This window comes from Pseudomonas sp. NPDC099000 (assembly GCF_044759925.1).
In the GTDB taxonomy this organism is placed as follows: Bacteria; Pseudomonadota; Gammaproteobacteria; order Pseudomonadales; family Pseudomonadaceae; genus Aquipseudomonas.
The window spans coordinates 414,756-436,891 of sequence record NZ_JBIWAF010000002.1; the positions used below are offsets into that span (position 1 = coordinate 414,756).

The following is a 22,136-nucleotide window of genomic DNA, read 5'->3' on the forward strand; positions in this document are numbered from 1 at the left end:
ATTATCTGTTTCGGCTTCGATCCGGCGGTCGAAGGCAACGTCTTCAAGGCTGTATGCCGGACGTACAGTTCCGCCGACGCCCGGCTCCAAAAGAAAACACAGCAGGCATGCAGTGCAGCCTCGTCGCCGCGCGCTCAAGGAGGAGAAAGCCTCAAGGGACGACGTGGGTGTGGAAGATCTTGCTGATTACCGTCCACTGACCATCGACTTTTAGCAGATGGAAGAAGTCGGTGAAGGAAATGCCAGATATGTCGTTAGCGTCGATGCGAGCGCTAGCCGCTGTACCGACGATCTCGATGCGGACGATGGCTGCCGGTGCGTCAGGAGATGGGCGGAAACCCTTGTCAATCCCTTCGAACAGAATTGGAATCGCGCCGCCTGCCAGCTTACCTTCGCCATCGACGCTAAACATCGTTGCTTGCTCACTGAAAGCCGGCTTCATGACGCTACTTTTGGCCTGCTTGCATCCCTCAATGTACTTGTTCAGTACCTCGGTAATAGCTTGGTACTCTTGTACGTAAGTAGGTTTGCTCATGGTTTTACTCCTGCTTCGTTGGATTGCATTGATTACTGATTTGATTAATGCAGAAAAGCTTCAGGCTTTGGTATCAAGCCAGACAGATCCATAACGTGTGTAGGCCTCAGGAATCTCTATGACCTCCCTCAGATCATCTGCTGCGGTGCGCACCCAGAATGGATCTCGCAGCATTTGGCGACCCACGAACACCAGATCAGCTCGGCCGTTTTGCAAGATTTCTTCGGCCTGACGCCCACTCTGAATCACACCCACAGCACCTGTAGCAATATGCAACTCCTTACGCAGTAATTCAGCAGCCGGTACCTGGTAACCCGGGTAGGTTTCCACCCTGACCATCTTGATCCCGCCGGAGCTGCAGTCGATCAGGTCAACACCCTGCTCTTTCATCCAGCGACCATATTCGAGGAACGACTCAGGCGTGTTTCCGCCTTCGGCGTAATCAGAGCTGGATATCCGTACGAACAGAGGACGATCACCCCAATGATTTTTTACTTCTTCCAGCACCTCGCGCAGAAAGCGATAGCGACGCTTGGCATCACCGCCATATTCGTCGTCGCGGGTGTTAGCCAGCGGCGAGAGAAACTCACTCAATAAGTAGCCGTGCGCGGCATGGATCTCAAGCACATCGAATCCAGCGTCGCTGGCACGCCGTGCGGCATCGCCGTAAATCTTAACCAGACCCGGAATTTCATCAGCCGCGAGTTCGCGAGGAACAGGGCTTGTTTGCGTGAACGGAATCGCCGATGGCGCGATGTGAATGAGATTGGGCAGGTCAGCATTGCGCCCCGCATGGCCGATCTGAGCGCCGGCTTTTGCACCAAAACTGTGAAGCAGTTCAGTTAGCGCTTTCAAGCCGACAACGTGTTCATCGCTCCAGATACCGAGGTCACCGGCTCCGATACGACCGTCAGCCTGAATAGCCAACGTTTCGGGAAAAATCAGAGCCGCCTGACCCAGAGCACGAGCTCCATAATGAACGCGGTGCCATTCAGTGACAAAGCCATCATCCGCTGCCATGTGCATGCACATAGGGGACATAACGACGCGGTTTTTCAGTCTAAGGCCTTTAATTTCATGGGGCGAAAGCAGCAAGCTCATCAAGCGGATTCCATAGTGGTTAATATGGAATCATGCTAACTTACGCAGCACTTGCGTGTAAGTACGCACAATTATGTGCTGTAGGCACACTTTTTATACCTTGGTGATAACAGTGAAAAAATGTAACCCTCAGGATGAAATTGAGGCCTTCGCTTGTCCCGTCGCGTTTACTGTCGATGTCATTGGTGGAAAATGGAAATCGCTCATACTGTTTCACCTGATGTCAGGAACGAAGCGCTTCAACGAACTGCGACGCCTAATACCAGATATCACTCAGAGGATGCTGACACTCCAGCTGAGAGAGCTGGAGATTGATGGGATTATTCATCGCGAAATCTATCGCGAGGTGCCGCCAAAGGTGGAGTATTCGCTGACAGAATTAGGTAGCTCTCTCGCGCCTTTGGTGAGTGCCATGCGGGAATGGGGAGCCGTGCATGAGCGTGAAATTTTGGAACTCAGGCGCTCTGCGGTGCCGGTAAGTTCGGTCGCCTCCTGTTCCAGCATTTGATCTCGCGCGAGCGTTGGGCCTTAGCGCAGCCTTAGCCTTGATACGCCCGGGCGTGATCGGCGACCATCACAACGAATTCCGTCTCGCCAAGCGATTGCTGGTGGCAATCTTGGGTTCGAAGGGCCTCTGCTGCCCAAGCGATGGCGGCTTAACCCGGCGTCCAACATACCCAGGCGTTGCTTTATGTGACCCTAACGCCCCAGCCCGGTGTGCATATCCTGCCAGCCGAGCGAGTGGTCTGAGTTTTTAATCCTTGTACTGACGTCACGCAGGCTACGGCCCGCCAGAGTTCCAGCAATGCACTTGGTTAAACAAAACACCCTGACCGAAACCCGGGTGTTCAGCGATGGCCGCAGTAAGTCAACTTAGCTGAATGTCATCAGCTTCCAAGGGCCCTTTTGCATTCAAGTTTAGAATGCTTGCCTAGCCAAGACTGAACGTGTCAATTCATTTAAATCTTTAATGCCGGATTAGAAACAACTGAAGACTATTGTGGCCATCCACGATCAGTCCTCGTATGAGTTCCTGGTAGTGGTCTGCTGTGTTCAAATCTTGCAGGTCAAAACTTGCAGACCAATTGATGAACGTCTTGGACTGTCCCGTAAGTGAGACCAATTTCACAGTGGCGAGATAGTTATCTAATGGTAACGGGGACTCCTCGAAGCGATAGCACAACGATAGATTGCGATCATCCACCGTTAACAAACGCTCCCTGACAACCGCGCCATCGGCCAGTGTGAGCTTGCGAACACAACCAACCAATCCGTCAAGCTGGTTATCCTCAATACTGCTTTCGACTATAGAGGGATGCCATTTATGAATCTCTCCAAATTTTTTCAACACGCTCCAAGCGTGTCCTGTATCGCTGTCCAAGACAGCGGAAAACTCAACCATAGGCATTGTGTATCTCCCTTCAAATGATCTATTTGTGAAAACAGCTAACTCCGGCTCAAATGCAGCACTCGGAGGTGATGATGTGAACACCCGGTCTGTGCTCAAGGGCTGATTCGAGCAACACCTGGGCGATTCGCGACGCGGGGGTAAGTTGCCAGCGAACGGGTAACAATCTCCCCACCAGGCCCAGTACCTCTACCAGTGCTCGCTCACCCAACCGCAGTTCGTCGCGCCTCCCACTGATGACGCCGGGCCTCACATAGGTGAGTGATTCAAAACCAAGCCCTGTAAGAGATGTCTCTAACTCGCCTTTTACCCGGTTGTAGAAAAAGCTCGAGTTTGGGTTCGCTCCGGTGGCCGAATTGAGAACGTATGCTGAGGTACCATTCATCTTGGCCAAGCGCGCCACACCCAACGGGTACTCGTAATCAACAAGTCGAAAACTGTCTTTCGATCCAGCGCGCCGCATCGTTGTACCCAATGTGCAGATCACGGCATCCGCCCGCCACCAGTCGACTGTTTCCGGTAGCTTGTCGAAGTCTGTTAGAGGCGCGTGTAACTTGGGATGCGCAGCAAGCGCACAGCGAGTCGGTGCAACCACCTGACTGATTCGTGGATCATCGAGCGCTTGTTTCAGTACCTCGCGCCCAACAAGACCGGTAGCGCCAACCAATACCAACTTCATTGCGAGCAACGCCCACGATCAAGCCTGCGAACCGCCTCGGAGACTGGCGTGTCACCCTGAGTGAGCTCGATAATGACTCGGCTCAGCCTGGGCTGGTCGATCAACTCGGCAAGTGTCGCTGCCACGTCATCTCTTGAAACTTCACCGTAAGGAATAGCGAAATCAGCACGGATTTTGCCGGTGCCAGTATCATCCAGAGGCGTTCCTGGGCGCACAATCACCCAATCCAAATCCGACCCCACCAGATGAGCATCTGCTCGTTTTTTCACGGCAATGTAATTTTCGAAGCCTTCGGATAACGGGCTACCCCGCAGCGCATCGGGAAAGGCCGAGACCAGAATGAAACGCCTGACACCTGCTTGAATGGCTGCGGCCACTGCCAACTCCAATCCTCGCCCATCAATCGCATTGGTCAGATCCATACCTGCGCCGCCTGCCCCTGCCGTGAAGACCACGGCATCGCTGCCCGACATAAGTCGCGCCATTTGCACGGGATCAAGCTCAAGCAAATTGCCTTTAACGGGCGTCGCGCCCAGAGCCGCAAGCTCACTTCCCTGCTCCGGGTTCCGATGCAGTGCGATCGCTTCGTGACCTCGCCCGACGAGTTGCTTAACCAATCGCCGCCCCACTTTGCCAGCGGCGCCGATGATGAAAACCTTACTCATGATCGCTTCTCCATTTGACGATGAACGAGCTCCGATCCCGGCATTGATTCAACCGGGATCGGTGAACGCTCAACCTTCAAACTGGTGATAAACCTTGGCGATGACCTTCCAGGTGCCGTCGATTTTGATTAGGGTCAGGTAGTCGTTGTAGTCGGCGCCGATCGCATCCTTCTCCATATCGACACGTACCACGGCGGTCGTGGGAGTGATCGCCAGCACGTCGAGTCGGGTAGTGATTTCGGGGGCATTGCCGTTCTTCTGAACGAAATCAAACAGATTTTTGATCGGGCCGCCAAGCAGCTCCCCATTAGTGAAACCGTACATCACTGCGTCTTTATGGAAAGCTTGCGCAACGCCTTCTGCGCTGCCCACACGCAGACCTTCAACGTATTGATTGGCGGTAGCGATGACAGCGTTGTACTCGGAGGTTGGTACTGCCTTGATGTTCTTTGACATGATTCTCTCCTTTCACTGGGGGCGAGGTGCAACACACCTCGCCAGAGGCGCTCGAGTACTCAAGCGCTCGGATGGGTGTGGTAAATCTTGCTGACGATCGTCCACTTGCCTTCTACCTTCAGCAGGTTGAAGAAGTCGGTGAAGCGAAATCCCGAAACGTTATCGGTATCGACCCGAGCACTGGCGGCAGTACCCACGATGTCGATGCGAACGATCGCGGCTTTGGCTTCGGGAGATGGACGGAACGAGTTGTCGATGACGTCGTACAGATTCTGGATCGCGCCGCCGACGAGCTTGTCGCCGTCGACCCCAAACATGGTCGCTTGCTCGTTGAACGCAGGCCTCATCAAAACGCTCTCAGCCTTGGCACCACCTTCGTTGTATTGACTAAGCACGGCGACGATAGCGTTGTATTCCTGGACGTAAGTTGGATTGCTCATGGTGGACTCCTAATTGAAAAATTTCCGATTGCCCATCAGGTCTAGATGGGCGCAGGCACAACCCGTCAGCGATCACCAATCCTGGCGCGTCGGCGATATGATCAGATCGTTGACCGTGACGTTTTCCGGTTGGTTGAGCGCGTAAATCACAGCACGGGCGATATCGTCAGGCGCAATGGCAATCCGGTTCAGCTCCTGAGCAGCCTTGCGCCCTTCAGGATCGCTGACCTTGTCCGCCCAGCCGGTATTGATCACGCCAGGGCTGACGGTGTTGACGCGGATGCCATGCTGCACGCCCAACTCCTTTCGCATGGATTCGGTAATGGCCTGGACGAAAAACTTGGTTGCGCTGTAAACACCCGCCGCCGGCCCAACCTGGTGACCTGCGACAGAGTCCATGTTGAGAATCTGCCCGGACTTCTGTTCCAGCATGAATGGCAGTACCGCAGCAGTAGCGTTGAGGTAGCCCTTGATGTTCACATCGATCATCTTTTCCCAATCCTGCACGGCCAGATCGACCCAGTTGGAAAAGAGCATCAGGCCAGCGTTGTTGACCAGAATGTCCACGGCGCCGTAGGTGTCTTGTGCAAACTTCGCGAGAGCTTTGGTTTGATCCAGATGGGTGACATCGGTAGTGAACGCGACCACGTCGCTCCCTGCCACACGCAGCTCGGCAACGAACGATTCAAGCCCTTCCTGATCAAGTGCTGCTGCCACGACGCGGACGCCCTGTGCGGCCAATGCGCGGGTGGTGGCAGCACCAATACCGGAAGACGCGCCAGTGACGATTGCTACTTTGCTTTGCAGATAATTCATGTTTAGTACCTCATTACGGTGAATGCTGTTGCGACGGACTTCCCCCGGGCCGGGCTCGCGCAAGGGCACGACTCAGTAGCTTGCCGTTGGCCAATCGGTGTAGCCCTTGGCACCTCCGCCGTAGTAACTCTCGCGCGGAGCGATAGTGAGCTCGGCACCACGACGCAAGCGCTCTACGAGGTCTGGGTTGGCAATGAATAAGCGGCCAAACGCCACGGCATCAATCCGCCCTTGCGCCCGGCGCTCCAGCGCCATATCCAGGTCATAGTTGTTGTTGCCAATGAACGGCCCTTCGAACTGCGCACTCAGCACGTCCAGATCCACACCTTCGGGAACGGTGCGAGAGGTGGCAGTGGCGCCTTCAACGAAGTGCAGATAGGCCAAGTTGAACTTGTTGAGCCGCTGAATCAGGTAGCCATAGGTCGCCATGACGTTGCTGTCAGGAGGGGTATTGCCTGCGTCAGGAGTCACCGGCGAGAGGCGGATGCCAACCCGGTCACTGCCCCAGATCGCAACCACTGCTTCGGTGACTTCGAGCGTCAGCCGAGTCCGGTTCTCGATGGAGCCGCCGTACTGGTCAGTGCGCTGGTTGGTGGAATCACGCAGGAACTGGTCGAGCAGATAGCTATTGGCGGAATGAACTTCCACGCCGTCGAAACCGGCGTGTTTTGCATGTTCTGCCGCCCGTTTGTATTGCTCGATGATTCCCGGTATCTCTGAAGTCTCCAGCGCGCGGGGCATCGACACTTCGACAAAGCCGTTCTCGGTGTAAGTGCTGCCTTCGGCTTTGATCGCCGACGGAGCGATTGGCGCTTCGCCGTTTGGCTGTAACTCGACGCTGGAGAAGCGGCCTACGTGCCATAGCTGACTGACGATCTTGCCGCCTGCCACGTGTACCGCGTCAGTGACTTTTTTCCAGCCTGCCACCTGTTCTTCCGACCAGATACCAGGCGTCATCGCATAGCCACGCCCCTGAGGAGAAATATTCGTAGCCTCGGCGATGATCAGGCCTGCGCTGGCACGCTGGGCGTAGTAAGTGGCGTGCAGCTCATTCGGCACCCCATCTTCCGCCATCCGGCTGCGTGTCACTGGAGCCATGACAATACGGTTGGCCAGTTGCAAGGCGCCCATCTGCGTGGGCGAAAAAAGGTCGGTGTTATGACTGTTATCAATCATGTTGAATACCTCCATTATTAGACCGGTCGTCTAGTAATCTGGTTAAAAAAAACGCCCCTAGGCCAGCAGGCGTTTACTTGTGATCAGTGCGGTTTCAAAGGGAGCCGTAGTCTTCTTGACCTTGACCAACAGCGAGGCGCCAAGCCATAGCTGATACAGAGACTCGGCTAATGTCTCCGCGTCCTGGGTCTGCGAGATGGAACCGTCGGCCATGCCCTGCTCGACGCAACGCGTGATCCGCTGGATGATCAGCGCGGTGCCTTCTTCCAGCACCGTGCGCATGTCTTCCGACAAGTCGCAGACTTCAGCGCCCAGTTTCACCACCAGGCATTTCTCCTCGGGATGATCGAACGCTTGCGTCTTTGCCCAGTAGTGCAGATAGCCCAGCAGCCGCTCGGCTCCGGTTCCTTCTGCGGCCATCACGATATCGACGCGCCCGATGTACTCCTGAAAATATTCTTCGAGCAGCGCCTGGCCGAATTCTTCTTTCGAGCGGAAGTAGTGATAGAACGACCCTTTGGGTACGCCAGCAGCTGTCAGCACTTCCGACAGCCCCACGGCGGTGTAACCCTTGTTGGTCATCAGCGACTTGGCCACGTCGATGATGTGCTGTCGCATATCTTGGATAGGTTTCTTCATAGGGAAGGCAGCCTACACAAAACTAGACCGGTCGTCTAGAGACTCCTGCCCGCATCTGATGAACCGACTCAGCAGTTAGCGTTTCCTGTCGGACGCCTTCTCGCGGATTGCTATGCTTTTTGTGGTACCAGATTGACTCGTGAAGGCTCAAGGGCCGCCCTCTCCCAATTGGCGATTACCAAGGGTGCGATGGCATTACCCAGCACGTTCAGCGTGGTGGTTCCGCTATCGATAATCCTGAAGATCCCCGCGATAAGCGCCACCCCTTCCAATGGAAGACCGGCAGAGGCCAACGTCGCAGACAAGATAATGATGGCGAATCCAGGCACCCCTGCAGCACCTTTGGAGGTCAGCACCATCGTGACCACCAGTAAGATCTGCTGAGACAGCGACAGATCAATTCCATAAAGTTGAGCGACAAAAATCGTCGCAACGCCCAGGAAAATCGATGCACCATCCAGATTGAACGCATACCCCACCGGCACCACAAAACTGACGATCCGACGCGGTACACCATAGCTTTCCAGTTTGCTCATCAGCTGAGGCATGACCGCTGCCGATGCGGCACTCGAGAACGCAAGAATCAGCTCATTTCGGAAATACTTGATCAACTTGAAAATGTTCTCGCCGATCAGATAGCAAATACCGCCAAGTACCACCAATGCAAAGACAATCAATGCCAGGTAGACCACGCCAATCAGCTTGAGCAAGGGTAATAGCGAGGCAAAGCCAAAGGTTGCGACGGTAGCGCCGATCATTCCGAATACGCCTATTGGCGCGTAAGCCATTACGATTGAGACGACTTTGAACATCGCATCGGAAATACCCTGAACCACCGCGACCACTGGCGCGCTTTTCTCTCTAGGTAGCGAGTTCAAGGCCATGCCGAACAACACCGCGAAAAACAGCACCGACAGCAGCTTCGCTTCCGACATCGCAACGAAGACGTTATCCGGGACAATGTTCTGCACGATGACGAGGGCTCCTTTGGTAGGCTCCATGGTGATCGACGCAGCGCTATGCGTAATGCCCGAAATATCAGTGCCCGTTCCAGGCTCGAAGATGTTCGCGAAACACAGCCCCATCACGATGGCCAGGCCGGTTATCGCAAAAAAATACCCCAGCGATTTTATGCCCATACGGCCAAATGACTTGTTATCTCCGCCTCCTGCGATGCCCAGGATCATGCAACAAAACACGATTGGCACAACTACCATCTTCATCATCTTGATGAAGATATCGCCAAGCGGTTTCAGGATTTCCGCGCTAACCCACGATTGATACTGCGGATGGGTATTGAAATACCAACCGACGAGCACGCCAAGCAACAGCCCGGCAATGATTTGCCACACCAAGGGAATACGTTTCATGTCTAGCCTTCTTGTTGGAATGAAAGGACTGCGTTAATTGGCAGTTGCTAGATTCATGAGCTTCCAGCTCACTTGAGTTCAAATGGCACAACGCTGTTGTGCCGACACTTTTCTTATTTTGCGAAGAGCTGGCTCATATCCTTGAACGCCTTGAATTCAAGGGCATTACCGCAAGGGTCAAACAAAAACATGGTGGCTTGCTCGCCGACCTGCCCTTTGAAACGAATGTAGGGTTCGATCACAAACTCCGTGCCGAAAGACTTCAAGCGCTCGGCCAGCGCTTCCCATTCTTCCCAGCCCAGGATGATGCCGAAGTGCGGAACAGGTACGTCGTGGCCGTCTACCGGGTTGCTATGGACGCTTTCCTGGGAAGCGGTTTTTGGGTGTTCGTGAATAACCAGTTGGTGGCCATAAAAGTTGAAGTCGACCCACTGGTTGCTGGAACGACCTTCTTCCAGGCCGAACACTTCGCCGTAAAATGTGCGTGCGCCAGCGAGGTTGTAAACGGGGATTGCGAGGTGGAAAGGCGAGAGGCTCATCAGAACTCCAATACAGTTTTTTTATTGGTGAAGGACGGAGCGTATGAATGCTCGTCGTTGGTTTTTCGCGACGCTTCACGTTCCGCCGTCCCACCGACATCGGCTTATCGGTTCGGGCAGTTGCCGGGGGATAGGCACATCGTAGGGCGGCCAACCAAACAAAAAAATCAATATAATTTTCTTAGAAACACAATTAATATTTGTGAATGATCAAAGAACTCAAAACACTCATCGCCGTTGCACGGGAAGGTACGTTTGCCGCTGCAGGGAATAAAATCGGCCTCACCCAAGCAGCGGTGAGCGCCCAGATTCAGCGTCTGGAGGCCGAGCTCGGCTTTGAGATATTCGACAGAAAGGGACGCTCGGCCCACCTAAACAGGATGGGCCATCAAATACTCCTGCAAGCGCAAGAGCTGCTTCGCCTTTACGACAATCTGGGCTCCACCACGGTCGGACTTCCTGCGAGCGTTCTGGTGAACATCGGCGCCATCGCTTCCGTACAGCGATCCTATCTTCCAGATGCACTAGCCAAATTTCACCAACAATGCCCGCAGTGCCGAACCCGCGTAATCCCGGGGCTATCGATGGAGTTGGTGAACCTCGTGGATGCCGGCGAGATCGACATGGCCGCAATCATTCGCCCACCCTTCTCGCTCCAGAGCGATCTACGCTGGACGACCTTGGCGCTTGAGCCCTACCGCCTGATTGTGCCGCGTGAACTGCCGGGAGAAGATTGGTCAGCACTACTTTCCAGCCAACCGTTCATTCGGTATGACCGATCATCATTCGGGGGCAGACAAGTGGATCGCTTCCTTCGGCAGTTGCATTTCACCTTGCGTGAAGTTTGCGAGCTGGATGAACTGGAGGCCATCATCAAGCTGGTTGAAAATGGTGTCGGTGTAGCTCTAGTGCCGCAGACAGCAACCCACCAGGAATGGCCTGCGGGTGTACGAGCACTCGACCTCGGACAGCACACCTTCCATCGTGATATCGGGCTCGTACATCGGTCTCGGCAGAGTTTTACCGAGCCTGTACGAATTTTGGCCCAACTTATCAGTGACCAGGTAAAGACCGACTCTGAATAAAATCCACACAGCAAAAAGGGCCCTCTCGGGCCCTTTTGTACTCAAATCGAAATCACTTGGTTAGCCACGACTCCACGGTGTCGGAACCGTACTTCGCTTTCCACTCTTTCAGGGTTCGGTGGTTGCCACCCTTGGTCTCAACGACTTCGCCAGACTCAGGGTTTTTATAGACCTTCACCTGGCGAGGCTTGCGAGTGCTGCTCTTCGACTCAGCAGCAGGTGCGCGACGACCTGCCTTTGGATCAAGTAGGTTGACGATGTCTTTTAAGCTGAAGCCGTACTTCGCCAATAAGGCACGGAGCTTTGTTTCGAATTCGATTTCAGCCTTCAAGCCCGCGTCACCTTTGAGGGCTTCGAGTGCTTGAAGCTGTTCAGCCAGGTGTTTTTCGAGCTGACGAAACTCTGCGAGCTTGGACATGGGAAATCTCTCCGTGATTGTTATTCTAACGTTACACCAAAAACTCCAATTTGCATGAAGCGAGGTGCATTTACTTTACTCATTAAGTCTTCTCCGTTGCAGGATTCGCACTTGAGCAAACGTCGATTAATAAACATTTGGCGACGAGCGACGGTTCGTAATATCGCAACAGAACATTGGCGTGATGGCGCCGCATCTGTCTCTCGTTTGCGGAACGGAATTGTCAGCGGTGGTGTCGTTTGTATTAGACACCTTGGTGTCGAAATCCCATTCAGATAAAGAGGTAGATTTCATGAACAATATCATCTACATCGTTGGGGCAGTGGTGATCGTCCTAGTCATCCTGTCGTTTGTCGGCCTTGTATAGCCTACCCCAGCTGAAACCCATTCTGGTGACGCCGCTAGCGGTTCTGTAGTGGCCTAATGAAACCGGACACCCATTTAGGCGAGAATGCTCGCCAGGTCGAGGTGTCAGATGACCAAACAACGCCGTTCCTTTTCTGCTGAATTCAAACGCGAGGCTGCCGACCTCGTGCTCAAGCAAAACTACAGCTACATCGAAGCCAGCCGTTCACTCGGCGTCGGCGAGTCGGCACTGCCCGGCGAGGTCCCGGCGTTGCGCTCGAACAAGCCGTACAGCGAACGCAGGCTCATCCGCGCCTGGCGTGCGAGTTGTTCGCTGTCGATGTCCTGTTTCAGGTTGCGCGCGATGTAATCCGCACGCTGGCGCCGTAGCTGATGTGGCACAGGTCGAGGCTGGCGAATTTGCGATGATCGAGGCTGGCCAGCGGACGGCCGACCCTGGGCATGTGAAAGGTTCTGGCCCTTTCGCGAGCAGGCTCGCTCTCAAAAGGCGAGGCGATCAGCTCGTCGCGGGTGGCGTAGGCGAAATCGTCGTGCAGGTATTGGTCACCGTCGAGGTTGATCTGGGTGGTCAGGTGACGATGGTCCGGAGCAGAGATGAAGAAGTGAATGTGCGCCGGACGCTGGCCATGACGGCCCAGTTGATCGAGCAATTGCTGGGTCGGACCGTCCGGCGGGCAACCGTTGCCCGACGACACGATGCTGCGGAAGCGATAGCGACCCTCGGCATCGGTGACAATGCGGCGGCGCAGGTTGAACTCCGATTGCGTGGTATCGAAGTAGGAATAAGTGCCGCCGGTATTGGCGTGCCAGACATCCACTACCGCGCCGGCCAATGGTTCGCCAGCCGTGTTGCGGACCTGGCCCTGCATGAACAGGACCACGCCCGGATCGACGCCGTCGTCGAGGCGCGCCTCACCCTCGGACAGCGGCGCGCCCGCCACATACAACGGGCCTTCGATGGTCCGCGGCGTGCCGCCCGCCTTCCCCGCCTGTTCGTCTTCGGCGTCCATCAGCAAGTCCAGGTAGTGTTCCAGGCCCAGCCCGGCCACCAGCAAACCGGCTTCCTGACGCGCGCCCAGAACATTGAGGTAGTTGACGGCTTTCCAGAACTCTTCCGGGGTCACGGCGAGGTCTTCGATGATGTTCACCGAGTCACGCAGAATGCGGTAGACCAAGGCTTTGACCCGCGGGTCGCCAGCGTCTATCGACGTCGAAAACGCTGTAATTGGCGTAGTGCCCGGCGATGCGCCACAGATGACGCCATTTGCCTTGCTCTTGCAGGCGCTGGGCCAGGGCTTTTTCATCGGTTTTCATCTGGGTGACGACGCCGGGCGTTTCTTCCATGAGCACTCCACCGCCCTGCTCGAACAACTGGCCAAGGTTTGCGACAACACCAAGCGCATCGGTCTGGGGGAAAAAACCTGGCTGGGCATCGGTTTTGCGCCTTCGACGCTGTATGGCGTGCTGCCGGAATTGATTCGCCATTTGCGCAGTGGCGAGCCCCTGGAGCTTGAGCTCGGGCTTTCGGAAATGACCACGCTGCAGACGCTCAAGGCCGGGCGCATCGACATCGGTTTCGGGCGGATTCGCATCGACGACCCGGCGATCATTCAGACGGTGTTGACCGAAGACCGGCTGGTCGCCGCCCTGCCCGCCGGCCATCCGTTGCTGGCCGGGCCGATCAGCCTTCGACAATTGGCCAAGGAACCCTTTGTGCTGTACCCCGGCAATCCGCGCCCCAGCTATGCCGACCACGTGATTGCACTGTTCGAATCCTATGGCGTGAGCATCCAAGTGGCGCAATGGACCAACGAACTGCAAACAGCGATCGGTCTGGTGGGGGCTGGAATCGGGGTCACGCTGGTGCCTGCTTCGGTGCAGTTGCTGCACCGCGACGACATCGGGTTTACCCCGTTGCTGGAAGACAACGCGACCTCACCGATCATTCTCAGCCGACGCGTGGGCGATGTGACGCCGGGGTTGAATCATTGCTTGAAGATGATTGATGAGTTGTTGCCCCGGTGATGGAGCCGCCAACAAATGACCTGCGGTGAGGGAGTCTGTGGTGAGCGGGCTTTTGTGGCGAGGGGGCTTGCCCCCGTTGGGCTGCGAAGCGGCCCTAAAAAGCTGTCACGCGGCTCATTTCTGAAAGTGTGTAAGTCTTTTTGGGGGCTGCTTCGCAACCCAACGGGGGTAAACCCCCTCGCCACAGTTCGGTGTTTATGCCTGGATAATCGGTGCGTATGCCCCCACTCCATGTGCTGGACGCTGTTCGTTTGGCTGAGGCTCTAATGAGAATCCCCATCCCAAAGCCAATTCCAGATCCCCGGCAACTTCACTGCCTCTGAACCACTGCTGACGGTTCGCGCCAAAGCCGCCCGTTGCAGCGCCGCCCTGTCATCGTAAAACGGCTTTTGCGCCACCGTCACCCCGGTGGCACGGGCGCTGTCGACCAGGATTTGCAGGTATTCGCGGGCATGCCGGGCGGTATACCGATTGAGGTCGTGGAAGGTCACCACCACCGGAACCACACCGTCCACCGTCGGCAGCTCGCCCAGCACAATGCGCTCGCGGACTTCCGACAGTTGCCGCAGCATGTTGGCCCGTCGACGGGGACTGGCGTTGAAGCCCCAGATCTTGCCGTCGTTGGCGCTCAGGTCGGTCAGCAACAGATGCATGCCGTGCCGCTGGTAGGCGGCGAACACACGTTTGTCGTAACTCCAAAACGGCGGACGCACCAGCGCGGGCGGCGCACCGGTGATTGCAGCAATGTCGGCACTGCCCTTGCTCAGCGACTGTTCAAGTTCTTCCGGACTGAGCGAGCGGTGATTGGTGTGCGAGTGGGTCGCCGTGTGGAAACCCAACACATGCCCTTCAGCCTGTTCCCGGTGCATGACCCCGCGCCCGATGTCGCTGGCGCCGGCCCGTGGCGCGCCGGTCTGCACAAAGAACACCGCTTTGATCCCCGGTTGCACCGGGTTTTGCGCGAGGCTGTCGAGCACCGTCATGCTCGGGTTCCAGAAACTCGACGCGCTGGGACCGTCGTCGAAGGTCAGCAGGAAGCGGATTGGTGGCTGCTCACGCAGACGCTGTTCGGTCTGCGAGGTCAGTTCGATCGGTGAGGCGATGCAGCCCACCAGCCCGACAGCGATGGCGAGCGCAGTGAGAACCTTGAACAACTGTTTCATGGTTTGCCTTGGGCCAGACCTTTACGGTCATCACGTTAAACGGCAAAAACCCTTCGCCCATTGATCCCTTGTCGGCCCGCAGGTCGCTGCAGACCGAAGTTGGATCAGGGTACACAGTGTTTGGTTCCAGCGCTCACCCTCGTGGGTTACTGCGCCAGCGACTGCTGGAACGAGCTGTCGATAATCGGTGCGGTCGCCAATGCCGCCGGCAGTGCCTTGACCTTGAACAGGAAGTCCGCGGTGCTCTGCAGATCCTTGGCAGCCTGCGCATCCACCGGGCCGACGGTCATGTGGGCCTGACGCAGCCAGTGGCGCGACACGTTTTGGTCGAGGTTGGCCTTCTTCGCCCAGAGGTCGGCGTACTCGTCGGTGTGGCTGTCGACCCAGGCCCGGGCTTTTTTCAGGCGCACCAGGAAGTCGGCGATGGCTTCGCGCTTGCTATCGATCGACGGCGTCGAAGCGGCGATGGCGCTCAGGCCGGGCATGAGGTTTTTGGCCGTGAGAATCGGCCGGGCGCCGGAGAACAGAATCTGTTGGGAAATGTAGGGTTCCCACACCGGGAAGGCGTCAATGCTGCCCTGCGGTAACGCGGCAGCGGCATCGATTGGCATCAGTTTGATGAAGTCGACGTAGTCTTCCGGCAGATCGGCTTTTTCCAATGCGCGCAGGGTCAGTTGCTGGCTCCAGGCACCCGGCCAGTAAGCGACTTTCTTGCCCTTGAGATCGGCAATGGTTTTGACCGGTGAGTCCTTGGGCACCAGCAAGGCAATGGTGTCGGGATTCTGCCGCGACACGCCGATCAACTTCACCGGCGCCTGTTTGGCCGCCAGGAACAGGAAGCCGGAATCACCGAGAAAGCCCAGATCCAGAGCGCCAGTGTTGAGGGCTTCGGCCAGCGGAGCGGCGGCCTGGAAGTGCTTCCAGTCGACGGTATAGGGTGCCCCTTCCAGCACACCCGACGCTTCCACCGAGGCGCGAACGTTGTAGTAGTTCTGATCCCCGACGTGCAACACGACGGGTTCTGCGGCGTAGCTCAGTGGCGCGGCAAACAACGCGCTGGTCAGCAGACCGCGCACGAATCGGGACAGGTTCATCGAAGGCTCCAGGAACGTATTTTTATAGACCCTAACGCTCTTACAGACCCTTTTATAAATTCGATTTATGCATAAGCTAATGACCGGCACAAATCACTGTTCGCTCAGCAACAGCGACTCAACAGACTGCGTTCACCGGTACAACCAATCCCCTCGTCAGCGCCGCCAACCCCCTGAAAAACCTGCAACTGCGGACATGGCACAGAGCCTGCAATATTCCTTTTATGCAGGAAGCATTTGTTAAAAATAATTATTTGGACATAAGAATCTCGCCGTCTTGCCCGGAGCTGTGCCATGAAACTGACCTTCCGCTTTCCTGACTTCAGGTACCTGCTGAGTGCCTGCGCCCTGGCCCTGAGCCTGCAACCCGTGGCACAGGCCACCGAAACCGCACCGGCCGAAGTGCACCTGGATTACGCCTATTACTCGCCGGTCAGCCTGGTGCTCAAGCACTTCGGTTTCCTCGAAAAGGCCCTGCCACAGACCAAGGTCAGCTGGGTGCTGAGCCAGGGCAGCAACCGCTCGCTGGAATACCTCAACAGCGGCGGCGTCGACTTCGCGTCGTCCGCCAGCCTGGCTGCCGTGCTCAGCCGCGCCAACGGCAGCCCGATCAAATCGGTCTATGTGTACAGCCGCGCGGAATGGACCGCGTTGGTGGTGCGCAAGGATTCGCCATACAAAACCGTGGCGGACTTAAAAGGCAAGAAAATCGCCGCCACCAAAGGCACCGACCCGTACCTGTTCAGCTTGCGCAGCCTGCAACAGGCCGGCCTGAGCAAGGACGATGTCGAGCTGGTGCATTTGCAGCATCCGGACGGGCGCACCGCGCTGGAAAAAGGTGATGTCGACGCCTGGGCCGGCCTCGATCCGCACATGGCGGCCAGCGAAGTCCAGGCCGGTTCGCGCCTGCTGTATCGCAACACCCACTTCAACAGCTATGGCGTGGTCAGCGTCACCGACACCTACGCCAAAGAGCATCCGCAGACCATCGAAACCGTCCTGAGTGCCTATGAAAAGGCCCGTGACTGGGCGGTGAAGAACCCTGAGGAACTGGCGAAGTTGCTCGCCACTGAATCCGGTCTGCCGCTGGAAGTGGCCAAGCTGCAACTGTCGCGCACCGACCTGAGCAGCCCGCAGTTGACCGCCAGGGATGTGATCGCCTCCAAGGCGGCCGCACCGATTCTGGTCTCTGAAGAACTGGTTCGGCGTGGGGTGAATGTCGACCAGGTGATCGATCAATTGATCGACACCGGGTTCAAGGAAACCGTGGCGCGTCAATAAAACAAAAGCAAAAGATCTTGCCCGCGCCTGTCGGAGAACCCCATGACCAGCAAAAGCAAAAATCTCCCCGCCCATTTGGTATTACCCGCACCCCGACGCCTCAACAACGCCTGGAAACTGCGCCTCAAGGCCCTCACCCTGCCCGTGCTGATCGTCCTCGTGCTGGAATTCGTCGTGCGCATCGGCTGGTTGCCGTCCTATCAGATGCCAGCCCCAAGTGAGATCGCGTTGACCCTCAGCGACCTGGCCGAGGGCGCGCTGTGGAAGCACATCAGCGCCAGTCTGCTGCGGGTGCTGCTGGGTTTCGCCATCGGTGCCAGCCTGGCCCTGGTGTTCGCCGCGTGGGTCGGTTTGAGCCGCGAAGCCGAAGCGTATCTGGAGCCGACGTTCGCCGGTTTGCGCTCGATTCCGAGCCTGGCCTGGGTGCCACTGCTGTTGCTGTGGCTGGGCATCGACGAGACCTCGAAAATCGTCCTGATCGCCATCGGCGCATTCTTTCCGGTGTACCTCAACGGCGTCGCGGCGATCCGCGACATCGACCGCAAACTGGTGGAAGTCGGGCAAATGTACGGCTTCAGCCGGCGACGCCTGGTTCGGCGAATCCTGCTGCCCGCCGCCCTGCCCGGCCTGTTCACCGGACTGCGCAGTGGCATGAGCCTGGCCTGGATGTTTCTGGTGGCCGCCGAGCTGATCGCCGCCACCAAGGGCCTGGGTTATTTGCTCAGTGACGGGCGCGAGACGTCACGCCCGGACATCGTCCTGGCCGCGATCATCGTATTGGCGCTGCTGGGCAAACTCAGCGACGGCATCCTCGCCGGCCTGGAAAAACGCTTCCTGGCCTGGCGCGACACCTTCAACGGCCAAAGCGCAGAGGATTGAGCCATGACCGACCACCTGCTGGACATTCGCGTCGAGCGCAAAACCTTCGCCGCCATTACGGTCCTCAAAAACGTCCATTTGCAATTGCAGCCCAGGGAAACCGTCAGCCTGCTGGGCCCCAGCGGCTGCGGCAAAAGCACCTTGCTGCGGATCGTCGCCGGCCTGGAAAAGGACTTCCAGGGTGAGCTGCGCAACAACGCCGGGGACGTCGCTTTCGTGTTTCAGGAACCCCGGTTGATGCCCTGGCTAACGGTCGAGCAAAACATCGGTTTCAGCGCCGACAGCCATTACGACAAGGCCTGGGTCGCGCAATTGATCGAAGAAGTCGGCCTCGGTGGTTTCGCTCAGGCGCTGCCCAAAGCCTTGTCCGGCGGCATGGCGCAACGGGTGGCGATCGCCCGTGGCCTCTACTCGCGACCGCAGGTTTTGCTGCTCGATGAACCGTTCAGCGCCGTGGACGCCTTTACCCGGATGAAACTCCAGGACCTGCTGCTGCAACTGGCAGAGCGTCATGCCATCGCCCTGCTGCTGGTGACCCACGACGTCGATGAAGCGCTGTACCTCAGTGATCGCGTTTTGGTGATGGACAATCGCCCGAGCAGCATTCGCCAGGAACTGGCTGTGGAGCTGCCGCATCCTCGTGATCGGCGAGACCCGTTGCTCGCGCAACTGAAGGCGTTGTCGCTGACCGAGTTGCAGCGTGCCCATGTGATTTGAAGACTAAGCTGAACGCTCCAGCCAGCGCTTTCCAGCCGGAGATCAGCCGATGTGCGGACGACTGTCGCAATACCGTGGCATTCACGACTTTGTCGCGGTGCTGAGTATCCCCGACGCGCTGATCAACCATGTCGGTGATGAACCGCTGGCCCGCTACAACGCCGCGCCCACCACCCAGCTCGCCCTGCTGCACCTTGAGCCCGACGGGTTGCACGCCGATTCGGTGCGCTGGGGATGGCGTCCGCACTGGGCGAAGGATCGTGCGGCGCCGATCAATGCCCGGGTCGAGAAAGTCGCTCACGGCCCGTTCTTCCGGGCGATCTGGCCACACCGTGCAATTGTGCCGATCGACAACTGGTTCGAATGGGTGGATGCCGGCGATTCGACGAGGCAGCCGTGGCTCATTCGCCGACGGGACCAGGCGCCGATCTGCTGCGCGGCGATCGGCCAGTTTCACCACGGTGACAGCGAACCACGCAGCGACGACGGTTTCGTCATCATCACGGCGGACAGTGCCGGCGGCATGCTGGACATTCATGACCGGCGGCCGGTGGTGTTGTCTGCGGAACTGTCGCGCGAATGGCTGGACCCGGCCACGCCTAAAGAGCGTGCCGAGCAGATGGTGCTAATGCAGGGAGAAGTCAGCGACGTGTTCGAGTGGTACAGGGTCGACAAAGCGGTGGGAAATGTCAGGAACCAAGGTGCAATGTTGATTAATAAGCTTATTTAAATTGGATCCATTCTTGTAACTAAATAACCGAACGACATAAACGTTACGCAGACTGTTTCATAGTAGAAACATTGGCCGAAATTCGGCAAAAAGACTAATTAACCGCTTGTCCGACAATTGAATCATCGTACATACATTTAGTGACGCTACACATAGCATGCGCGCCGCATTTCCCTCGGCGGTACCCAGTTGACCAAAGAGTCAATAAACAAGGAAATCCCTAAATCTAACAAGCCTTGTAGAGAACTAAGTTGCGCGACGATCTTGTAATTAATCAAGTCAGCGGTCTGGAGTGCGTGTACCTGTCGCTGACAGAACGCTATCAACTTGACTGTTTTATCGGGCAATACATAAAGACCCGAAACCTGCGTTCCATCCCCAATATCAACGATATCCTGCGTTCAACCCTCGCAACCTATTCCGGCAAGCCGCCGGTGATGGTCAACGAGCTGAATGCCTGGATCGACAAGACGTTGGGCTATCGGGCCTCCCACCCGGATTTTCCGTCACTGGAAGATCTTTGAAGTGATGCGCGGATCAGATCACCCATAACTGAACGATCCGTACATCGCTGCACTCTGAAGGAGAGACCCATCAGGGTCTCTTTCTTTTCTGCGAAACAGTCGTAAATCCAGACAACTCGGTCGGTCTGCACGGACGCTGGGGGTCGCTTCGCAACCCAACGTGGATAAATCCCCTCACCACAGTTTTTTGCTCGACTGAAAGTTGAGTGAACTGCATTGCGCTTGATAGCGGGGCTTTTGGTTTGCGCTGATCGGTCAGGGCTTCAGCGGCCGCTCTTCGTCGCGGTCTGACAGCTCTCGACTGTCGTCATGCCTCCATGTCTGACTTGAACGCCTCTGCCGCTCAAGCTCTTCCTCCGAGGGTTCATCCTCTTCTTCATCCAGATCCGTACGCTTAGGTTCGTTTGCCATGCTTACCTCCTGAAGGGAATCCCCTTTAAGCGTAGAACACTTTCCAAATCCCGACTCAAAGCCACCAACGCAGCAAAAAGAAAAACCCCATGCTTAACAACATGCTGAGCAAGGTATTGCGGGTGTACAGCACCAACCCCACCGCCACCAGCGAACTGATCAAGTACGGGTTGTCCCACTGCAGATTCAGCTGTTTGTCCGGCATGAACACAATCGGTCCGCAGATCGCGGTCAACATCCCCGGCACGGCAAAACCGAGGAACTGCCGGGCATTGCTGCTCAGGCGCAGCGGCAGTCGTGGTTCGAGGAATACGTAACGGTTCAGGAAGACGAGCGCGCCCATCCCGATAATCACAGCCCAGACCATCATGTGCGCCCCCCATGGAATTTGTTGCAGACAAAACCTGCGGTCATGCCCGCCAACCCCGACAGCACCAGCGCCGAGCCCCATTGCCAGTAGCTGAACAACACCGAACAGAACAGTGAAACCGCGACGCAGACCATCGTCGGAACGTTGCGCACCACCGGGGTGATCAGGGCAATAAAGGTCGCGGCAATGGAGAAGTCCAGCCCCAGGTGTTCGAGGCCGGGAATGCTGCTGCCGAGGAGGATACCGGCCAGTGTGAACAGGTTCCAGGCGATGTAAAACGTCAGGCCCACGCCCAGGGCGTACCAGCGATTGAACTGCTGTTTGTCATGCTGGCTGGTCAGGGCGAACAGCTCGTCGGTGAGCAAAAAACCCAGCCCCACGCGCCAGCGACCCGGCAGCGGCGAAATCACCGAGCGCATGCTCATCCCGTACAGTAAATGCTGGGAGGTCAGTAACAGCGTGGTCAGCAGAATCGAAAAGATCCCGGCGCCGCCCTTGAGCATGCCGATGGCGACCAATTGCGCGGCACCGGCAAACACGATGCTCGACAACCCTTGACCTTGCAGGGGCGTGAGATTGGCCTCGATGGCCATGGACCCGGCCAATAGCCCCCAGGGCGCAGTCGCCAGGGACAACGGCATGATCGCTGCGGCGCCGCGAAGAAAGGCATTGCGCGGCATGAGTGAGTTCGACATAACGCTCTACAACCAGGGGAAGACGCCAGACTGTGCCAGCAGTTGCGTTCGATGGCTTGAACAATCTTGCGCACTTGCGCGCGACGCTCGCCGAATGGCGGCGAATCGCTGTAAATGAAGAGAACCCGAGTACCATGGAGCCATTCGCCTAACGCGTCAGGGAGTCGACATGCTTTACCGGATCGCCGCCGATGGGCTGGTGCTGTTTCACTTGCTGTTCATTCTGTTCGTGCTGTTCGGCGGGCTGCTGGTGCTCAAGTGGCGCCCCCTGATCTGGTGGCACCTGCCCGCCGCAGCGTGGGGCGTGGCCGTGGAGGTCTTCCACCTGACGTGCCCCCTGACTCAATGGGAAAACCTCATGCGCGACGCCGCCGGGCAAACCGGTTACGGCGGTGGTTTCATCGAACACTACGTGTGGCCGGTCATCTACCCCGCCGGCCTGACACCGGCGATTCAACTGGCGCTGGGCTGCGTGGTGCTGGCGATCAACGTCGTGGTCTATCTTCGGCTGATCAGGCTGTGGAAATTACGCCGGGCTGCCTGAAACACCCGCC

The 22,136-nt window shown here is 57.0% G+C and carries 27 protein-coding genes and 5 pseudogenes; 10 read left to right on the plus strand and 22 right to left on the minus strand.

What is annotated here, in order from left to right; translation table 11 throughout:
- Nucleotides 1–151: 151 nt before the first annotated feature.
- Both ACIQV9_RS04275 and namA read right to left on the minus strand, forming a co-directional pair.
- Nucleotides 152–535 carry a nuclear transport factor 2 family protein gene (locus ACIQV9_RS04275; RefSeq protein WP_403098433.1) on the minus strand — a complete coding sequence of 128 codons (384 nt, stop codon included), beginning with the start codon at nt 533–535 and terminating at the stop codon, nt 152–154.
- Nucleotides 536–595: 60 nt separating this feature from the next.
- Nucleotides 596–1,636: an NADPH dehydrogenase NamA gene (gene namA / locus ACIQV9_RS04280; RefSeq protein WP_403098435.1), complete on the minus strand. Its 1,041-nt coding sequence runs from the start codon at nt 1,634–1,636 to the stop codon at nt 596–598.
- A gap of 112 nt (nt 1,637–1,748) precedes the next feature.
- Between namA and ACIQV9_RS04285 the strand changes: the two genes are divergently transcribed.
- The gene (locus ACIQV9_RS04285; RefSeq protein WP_403098438.1) at nt 1,749–2,144 is read left to right on the plus strand and encodes a winged helix-turn-helix transcriptional regulator; all 396 of its coding nucleotides are present in this window, start codon (nt 1,749–1,751) and stop codon (nt 2,142–2,144) included.
- Between the two features lie 459 nt (nt 2,145–2,603).
- Here ACIQV9_RS04285 and ACIQV9_RS04290 read toward each other — a convergent pair whose 3' ends face one another.
- The 10 genes from ACIQV9_RS04290 to ACIQV9_RS04335 form a co-directional block, all read right to left on the minus strand.
- Complete coding sequence (locus tag ACIQV9_RS04290) at nt 2,604–3,044, minus strand: SRPBCC family protein (RefSeq protein WP_403098440.1); 441 nt, start codon at nt 3,042–3,044, stop codon at nt 2,604–2,606.
- A 49-nt stretch (nt 3,045–3,093) separates the two neighbouring features.
- Nucleotides 3,094–3,723, minus strand: a complete 630-nt coding sequence (locus tag ACIQV9_RS04295; protein ID WP_403098442.1) for an NAD-dependent dehydratase — start codon at nt 3,721–3,723, stop codon at nt 3,094–3,096.
- Nucleotides 3,720–4,388 (minus strand): NAD(P)-binding oxidoreductase, encoded by a 669-nt coding sequence (locus ACIQV9_RS04300; RefSeq protein WP_403098444.1) that lies wholly within the window; start codon nt 4,386–4,388, stop codon nt 3,720–3,722. Before ACIQV9_RS04300 ends, ACIQV9_RS04295 begins: the two co-directional genes overlap by 4 nt.
- 69 nt (nt 4,389–4,457) lie before the next feature.
- Nucleotides 4,458–4,844 (minus strand): nuclear transport factor 2 family protein, encoded by a 387-nt coding sequence (locus ACIQV9_RS04305; RefSeq protein ID WP_403098446.1) that lies wholly within the window; start codon nt 4,842–4,844, stop codon nt 4,458–4,460.
- A gap of 59 nt (nt 4,845–4,903) precedes the next feature.
- Nucleotides 4,904–5,284, minus strand: a complete 381-nt coding sequence (locus tag ACIQV9_RS04310; RefSeq protein ID WP_403098448.1) for a nuclear transport factor 2 family protein — start codon at nt 5,282–5,284, stop codon at nt 4,904–4,906.
- A 72-nt stretch (nt 5,285–5,356) separates the two neighbouring features.
- The gene (locus ACIQV9_RS04315) at nt 5,357–6,100 is read right to left on the minus strand and encodes an SDR family oxidoreductase (protein ID WP_403098450.1); all 744 of its coding nucleotides are present in this window, start codon (nt 6,098–6,100) and stop codon (nt 5,357–5,359) included.
- A gap of 72 nt (nt 6,101–6,172) precedes the next feature.
- The gene (locus ACIQV9_RS04320; RefSeq protein ID WP_403098452.1) at nt 6,173–7,276 is read right to left on the minus strand and encodes an alkene reductase; all 1,104 of its coding nucleotides are present in this window, start codon (nt 7,274–7,276) and stop codon (nt 6,173–6,175) included.
- A 57-nt stretch (nt 7,277–7,333) separates the two neighbouring features.
- Nucleotides 7,334–7,915 carry a TetR/AcrR family transcriptional regulator gene (locus ACIQV9_RS04325; protein ID WP_403098454.1) on the minus strand — a complete coding sequence of 194 codons (582 nt, stop codon included), beginning with the start codon at nt 7,913–7,915 and terminating at the stop codon, nt 7,334–7,336.
- Nucleotides 7,916–8,025: 110 nt separating this feature from the next.
- Nucleotides 8,026–9,285: a cation:dicarboxylate symporter family transporter gene (locus ACIQV9_RS04330; RefSeq protein WP_403098456.1), complete on the minus strand. Its 1,260-nt coding sequence runs from the start codon at nt 9,283–9,285 to the stop codon at nt 8,026–8,028.
- Nucleotides 9,286–9,398: 113 nt separating this feature from the next.
- The gene (locus ACIQV9_RS04335; RefSeq protein WP_046054868.1) at nt 9,399–9,824 is read right to left on the minus strand and encodes a VOC family protein; all 426 of its coding nucleotides are present in this window, start codon (nt 9,822–9,824) and stop codon (nt 9,399–9,401) included.
- Nucleotides 9,825–10,030: 206 nt separating this feature from the next.
- Here ACIQV9_RS04335 and ACIQV9_RS04340 point away from each other — a divergent pair, with 206 nt between their 5' ends.
- Nucleotides 10,031–10,909, plus strand: a complete 879-nt coding sequence (locus tag ACIQV9_RS04340) for a LysR substrate-binding domain-containing protein (RefSeq protein WP_403098459.1) — start codon at nt 10,031–10,033, stop codon at nt 10,907–10,909.
- Between the two features lie 52 nt (nt 10,910–10,961).
- Here the strand turns inward: ACIQV9_RS04340 and ACIQV9_RS04345 are convergent, their stop codons facing one another.
- Complete coding sequence (locus tag ACIQV9_RS04345) at nt 10,962–11,327, minus strand: histone-like nucleoid-structuring protein, MvaT/MvaU family (RefSeq protein WP_403098462.1); 366 nt, start codon at nt 11,325–11,327, stop codon at nt 10,962–10,964.
- Between the two features lie 475 nt (nt 11,328–11,802).
- Between ACIQV9_RS04345 and ACIQV9_RS04350 the strand changes: the two are divergent.
- A pseudogene (locus ACIQV9_RS04350) lies at nt 11,803–11,958 on the plus strand (transposase); the annotation flags it as partial.
- Here the strand turns inward: ACIQV9_RS04350 and ACIQV9_RS04355 are convergent.
- From ACIQV9_RS04355 to ACIQV9_RS04370, 4 pseudogenes are all read right to left on the minus strand, one after another.
- Nucleotides 11,928–12,047: pseudogene (locus ACIQV9_RS04355) on the minus strand (AraC family transcriptional regulator); the annotation flags it as partial. The pseudogenes ACIQV9_RS04350 and ACIQV9_RS04355 overlap by 31 nt on opposite strands.
- Nucleotides 12,029–12,136: pseudogene (locus ACIQV9_RS04360) on the minus strand (AraC family transcriptional regulator); the annotation flags it as partial. The pseudogenes ACIQV9_RS04355 and ACIQV9_RS04360, both read right to left, overlap by 19 nt.
- A 24-nt stretch (nt 12,137–12,160) precedes the next feature.
- Nucleotides 12,161–12,895, minus strand: a pseudogene (catA, locus tag ACIQV9_RS04365) (catechol 1,2-dioxygenase); the annotation flags it as partial.
- Nucleotide 12,896: 1 nt separating this feature from the next.
- A pseudogene (locus tag ACIQV9_RS04370) lies at nt 12,897–13,037 on the minus strand (muconolactone Delta-isomerase family protein); the annotation flags it as partial.
- Between ACIQV9_RS04370 and ACIQV9_RS04375 the strand changes: the two are divergent.
- Nucleotides 12,969–13,718 carry a LysR substrate-binding domain-containing protein gene (locus tag ACIQV9_RS04375; RefSeq protein WP_403098465.1) on the plus strand — a complete coding sequence of 250 codons (750 nt, stop codon included), beginning with the start codon at nt 12,969–12,971 and terminating at the stop codon, nt 13,716–13,718. The pseudogene ACIQV9_RS04370 and the gene ACIQV9_RS04375 overlap by 69 nt on opposite strands.
- Nucleotides 13,719–13,981: 263 nt before the next feature.
- Here the strand turns inward: ACIQV9_RS04375 and ACIQV9_RS04380 are convergent, their stop codons facing one another.
- Together ACIQV9_RS04380 and ACIQV9_RS04385 are read right to left on the minus strand one after the other, a co-directional pair.
- Complete coding sequence (locus ACIQV9_RS04380) at nt 13,982–14,881, minus strand: polysaccharide deacetylase family protein (protein WP_403098467.1); 900 nt, start codon at nt 14,879–14,881, stop codon at nt 13,982–13,984.
- A 146-nt stretch (nt 14,882–15,027) separates the two neighbouring features.
- Nucleotides 15,028–15,975 (minus strand): ABC transporter substrate-binding protein, encoded by a 948-nt coding sequence (locus tag ACIQV9_RS04385; RefSeq protein WP_403098470.1) that lies wholly within the window; start codon nt 15,973–15,975, stop codon nt 15,028–15,030.
- Nucleotides 15,976–16,269: 294 nt separating this feature from the next.
- Here ACIQV9_RS04385 and ACIQV9_RS04390 point away from each other — a divergent pair, with 294 nt between their 5' ends.
- The 5 genes from ACIQV9_RS04390 to ACIQV9_RS04410 all read left to right on the plus strand — a co-directional run bounded on the left by ACIQV9_RS04390 (nt 16,270) and on the right by ACIQV9_RS04410 (nt 20,106).
- Nucleotides 16,270–17,256: an aliphatic sulfonate ABC transporter substrate-binding protein gene (locus ACIQV9_RS04390; protein ID WP_403098472.1), complete on the plus strand. Its 987-nt coding sequence runs from the start codon at nt 16,270–16,272 to the stop codon at nt 17,254–17,256.
- Between the two features lie 42 nt (nt 17,257–17,298).
- Nucleotides 17,299–18,135: an ABC transporter permease gene (locus ACIQV9_RS04395; protein WP_403098475.1), complete on the plus strand. Its 837-nt coding sequence runs from the start codon at nt 17,299–17,301 to the stop codon at nt 18,133–18,135.
- Nucleotides 18,136–18,138: 3 nt separating this feature from the next.
- On the plus strand, nt 18,139–18,852 hold the full coding sequence (locus ACIQV9_RS04400; protein ID WP_403098477.1) for an ABC transporter ATP-binding protein: 714 nt from the start codon (nt 18,139–18,141) through the stop codon (nt 18,850–18,852).
- Between the two features lie 49 nt (nt 18,853–18,901).
- Entirely contained in the window at nt 18,902–19,582 is a 681-nt protein-coding gene (locus ACIQV9_RS04405; protein ID WP_403098479.1) for an SOS response-associated peptidase, read from the plus strand.
- Between the two features lie 251 nt (nt 19,583–19,833).
- A complete protein-coding gene (locus tag ACIQV9_RS04410) occupies nt 19,834–20,106 on the plus strand; it encodes a hypothetical protein (protein WP_403098481.1) in 273 nt (90 codons plus the stop codon).
- A gap of 255 nt (nt 20,107–20,361) precedes the next feature.
- On the opposite strand, the gene ACIQV9_RS04415 is transcribed toward ACIQV9_RS04410, so the two are convergent.
- Genes ACIQV9_RS04415 through ACIQV9_RS04425 form a run of 3 tightly spaced genes read right to left on the minus strand, consistent with a single transcriptional unit; the run spans nt 20,362 to nt 21,582 of the window.
- Nucleotides 20,362–20,517, minus strand: coding sequence for a hypothetical protein (locus ACIQV9_RS04415; RefSeq protein ID WP_403098483.1), 156 nt, complete (start codon nt 20,515–20,517; stop codon nt 20,362–20,364).
- Between the two features lie 55 nt (nt 20,518–20,572).
- Nucleotides 20,573–20,884, minus strand: coding sequence for an AzlD domain-containing protein (locus ACIQV9_RS04420; protein WP_401313559.1), 312 nt, complete (start codon nt 20,882–20,884; stop codon nt 20,573–20,575).
- Nucleotides 20,884–21,582 (minus strand): AzlC family ABC transporter permease, encoded by a 699-nt coding sequence (locus ACIQV9_RS04425; protein ID WP_403098485.1) that lies wholly within the window; start codon nt 21,580–21,582, stop codon nt 20,884–20,886. Before ACIQV9_RS04425 ends, ACIQV9_RS04420 begins: the two co-directional genes overlap by 1 nt.
- Nucleotides 21,583–21,751: 169 nt before the next feature.
- On the opposite strand from ACIQV9_RS04425, the gene ACIQV9_RS04430 reads away from it, so the two are divergent.
- Entirely contained in the window at nt 21,752–22,126 is a 375-nt protein-coding gene (locus ACIQV9_RS04430; RefSeq protein ID WP_403098487.1) for a DUF2784 domain-containing protein, read from the plus strand.
- Nucleotides 22,127–22,136: the final 10 nt, after the last annotated feature.

What these genes read in the sequence shown, in the direction of transcription:
- ACIQV9_RS04275 (WP_403098433.1), bottom strand. Translation starts at nt 535, where the DNA reads ATGAGCAAACCTACTTACGTACAAGAGTACCAAGCTATTACCGAGGTA.
- namA (WP_403098435.1), bottom strand. Translation starts at nt 1,636, where the DNA reads ATGAGCTTGCTGCTTTCGCCCCATGAAATTAAAGGCCTTAGACTGAAA.
- ACIQV9_RS04290 (WP_403098440.1), bottom strand. Translation starts at nt 3,044, where the DNA reads ATGCCTATGGTTGAGTTTTCCGCTGTCTTGGACAGCGATACAGGACAC.
- ACIQV9_RS04295 (WP_403098442.1), bottom strand. Translation starts at nt 3,723, where the DNA reads ATGAAGTTGGTATTGGTTGGCGCTACCGGTCTTGTTGGGCGCGAGGTA.
- ACIQV9_RS04300 (WP_403098444.1), bottom strand. Translation starts at nt 4,388, where the DNA reads ATGAGTAAGGTTTTCATCATCGGCGCCGCTGGCAAAGTGGGGCGGCGA.
- ACIQV9_RS04305 (WP_403098446.1), bottom strand. Translation starts at nt 4,844, where the DNA reads ATGTCAAAGAACATCAAGGCAGTACCAACCTCCGAGTACAACGCTGTC.
- ACIQV9_RS04310 (WP_403098448.1), bottom strand. Translation starts at nt 5,284, where the DNA reads ATGAGCAATCCAACTTACGTCCAGGAATACAACGCTATCGTCGCCGTG.
- ACIQV9_RS04315 (WP_403098450.1), bottom strand. Translation starts at nt 6,100, where the DNA reads ATGAATTATCTGCAAAGCAAAGTAGCAATCGTCACTGGCGCGTCTTCC.
- ACIQV9_RS04320 (WP_403098452.1), bottom strand. Translation starts at nt 7,276, where the DNA reads ATGATTGATAACAGTCATAACACCGACCTTTTTTCGCCCACGCAGATG.
- ACIQV9_RS04325 (WP_403098454.1), bottom strand. Translation starts at nt 7,915, where the DNA reads ATGAAGAAACCTATCCAAGATATGCGACAGCACATCATCGACGTGGCC.
- ACIQV9_RS04330 (WP_403098456.1), bottom strand. Translation starts at nt 9,285, where the DNA reads ATGAAACGTATTCCCTTGGTGTGGCAAATCATTGCCGGGCTGTTGCTT.
- ACIQV9_RS04335 (WP_046054868.1), bottom strand. Translation starts at nt 9,824, where the DNA reads ATGAGCCTCTCGCCTTTCCACCTCGCAATCCCCGTTTACAACCTCGCT.
- ACIQV9_RS04340 (WP_403098459.1), top strand. Translation starts at nt 10,031, where the DNA reads ATGATCAAAGAACTCAAAACACTCATCGCCGTTGCACGGGAAGGTACG.
- ACIQV9_RS04345 (WP_403098462.1), bottom strand. Translation starts at nt 11,327, where the DNA reads ATGTCCAAGCTCGCAGAGTTTCGTCAGCTCGAAAAACACCTGGCTGAA.
- ACIQV9_RS04380 (WP_403098467.1), bottom strand. Translation starts at nt 14,881, where the DNA reads ATGAAACAGTTGTTCAAGGTTCTCACTGCGCTCGCCATCGCTGTCGGG.
- ACIQV9_RS04385 (WP_403098470.1), bottom strand. Translation starts at nt 15,975, where the DNA reads ATGAACCTGTCCCGATTCGTGCGCGGTCTGCTGACCAGCGCGTTGTTT.
- ACIQV9_RS04390 (WP_403098472.1), top strand. Translation starts at nt 16,270, where the DNA reads ATGAAACTGACCTTCCGCTTTCCTGACTTCAGGTACCTGCTGAGTGCC.
- ACIQV9_RS04395 (WP_403098475.1), top strand. Translation starts at nt 17,299, where the DNA reads ATGACCAGCAAAAGCAAAAATCTCCCCGCCCATTTGGTATTACCCGCA.
- ACIQV9_RS04400 (WP_403098477.1), top strand. Translation starts at nt 18,139, where the DNA reads ATGACCGACCACCTGCTGGACATTCGCGTCGAGCGCAAAACCTTCGCC.
- ACIQV9_RS04405 (WP_403098479.1), top strand. Translation starts at nt 18,902, where the DNA reads ATGTGCGGACGACTGTCGCAATACCGTGGCATTCACGACTTTGTCGCG.
- ACIQV9_RS04415 (WP_403098483.1), bottom strand. Translation starts at nt 20,517, where the DNA reads ATGGCAAACGAACCTAAGCGTACGGATCTGGATGAAGAAGAGGATGAA.
- ACIQV9_RS04420 (WP_401313559.1), bottom strand. Translation starts at nt 20,884, where the DNA reads ATGGTCTGGGCTGTGATTATCGGGATGGGCGCGCTCGTCTTCCTGAAC.
- ACIQV9_RS04425 (WP_403098485.1), bottom strand. Translation starts at nt 21,582, where the DNA reads ATGTCGAACTCACTCATGCCGCGCAATGCCTTTCTTCGCGGCGCCGCA.
- ACIQV9_RS04430 (WP_403098487.1), top strand. Translation starts at nt 21,752, where the DNA reads ATGCTTTACCGGATCGCCGCCGATGGGCTGGTGCTGTTTCACTTGCTG.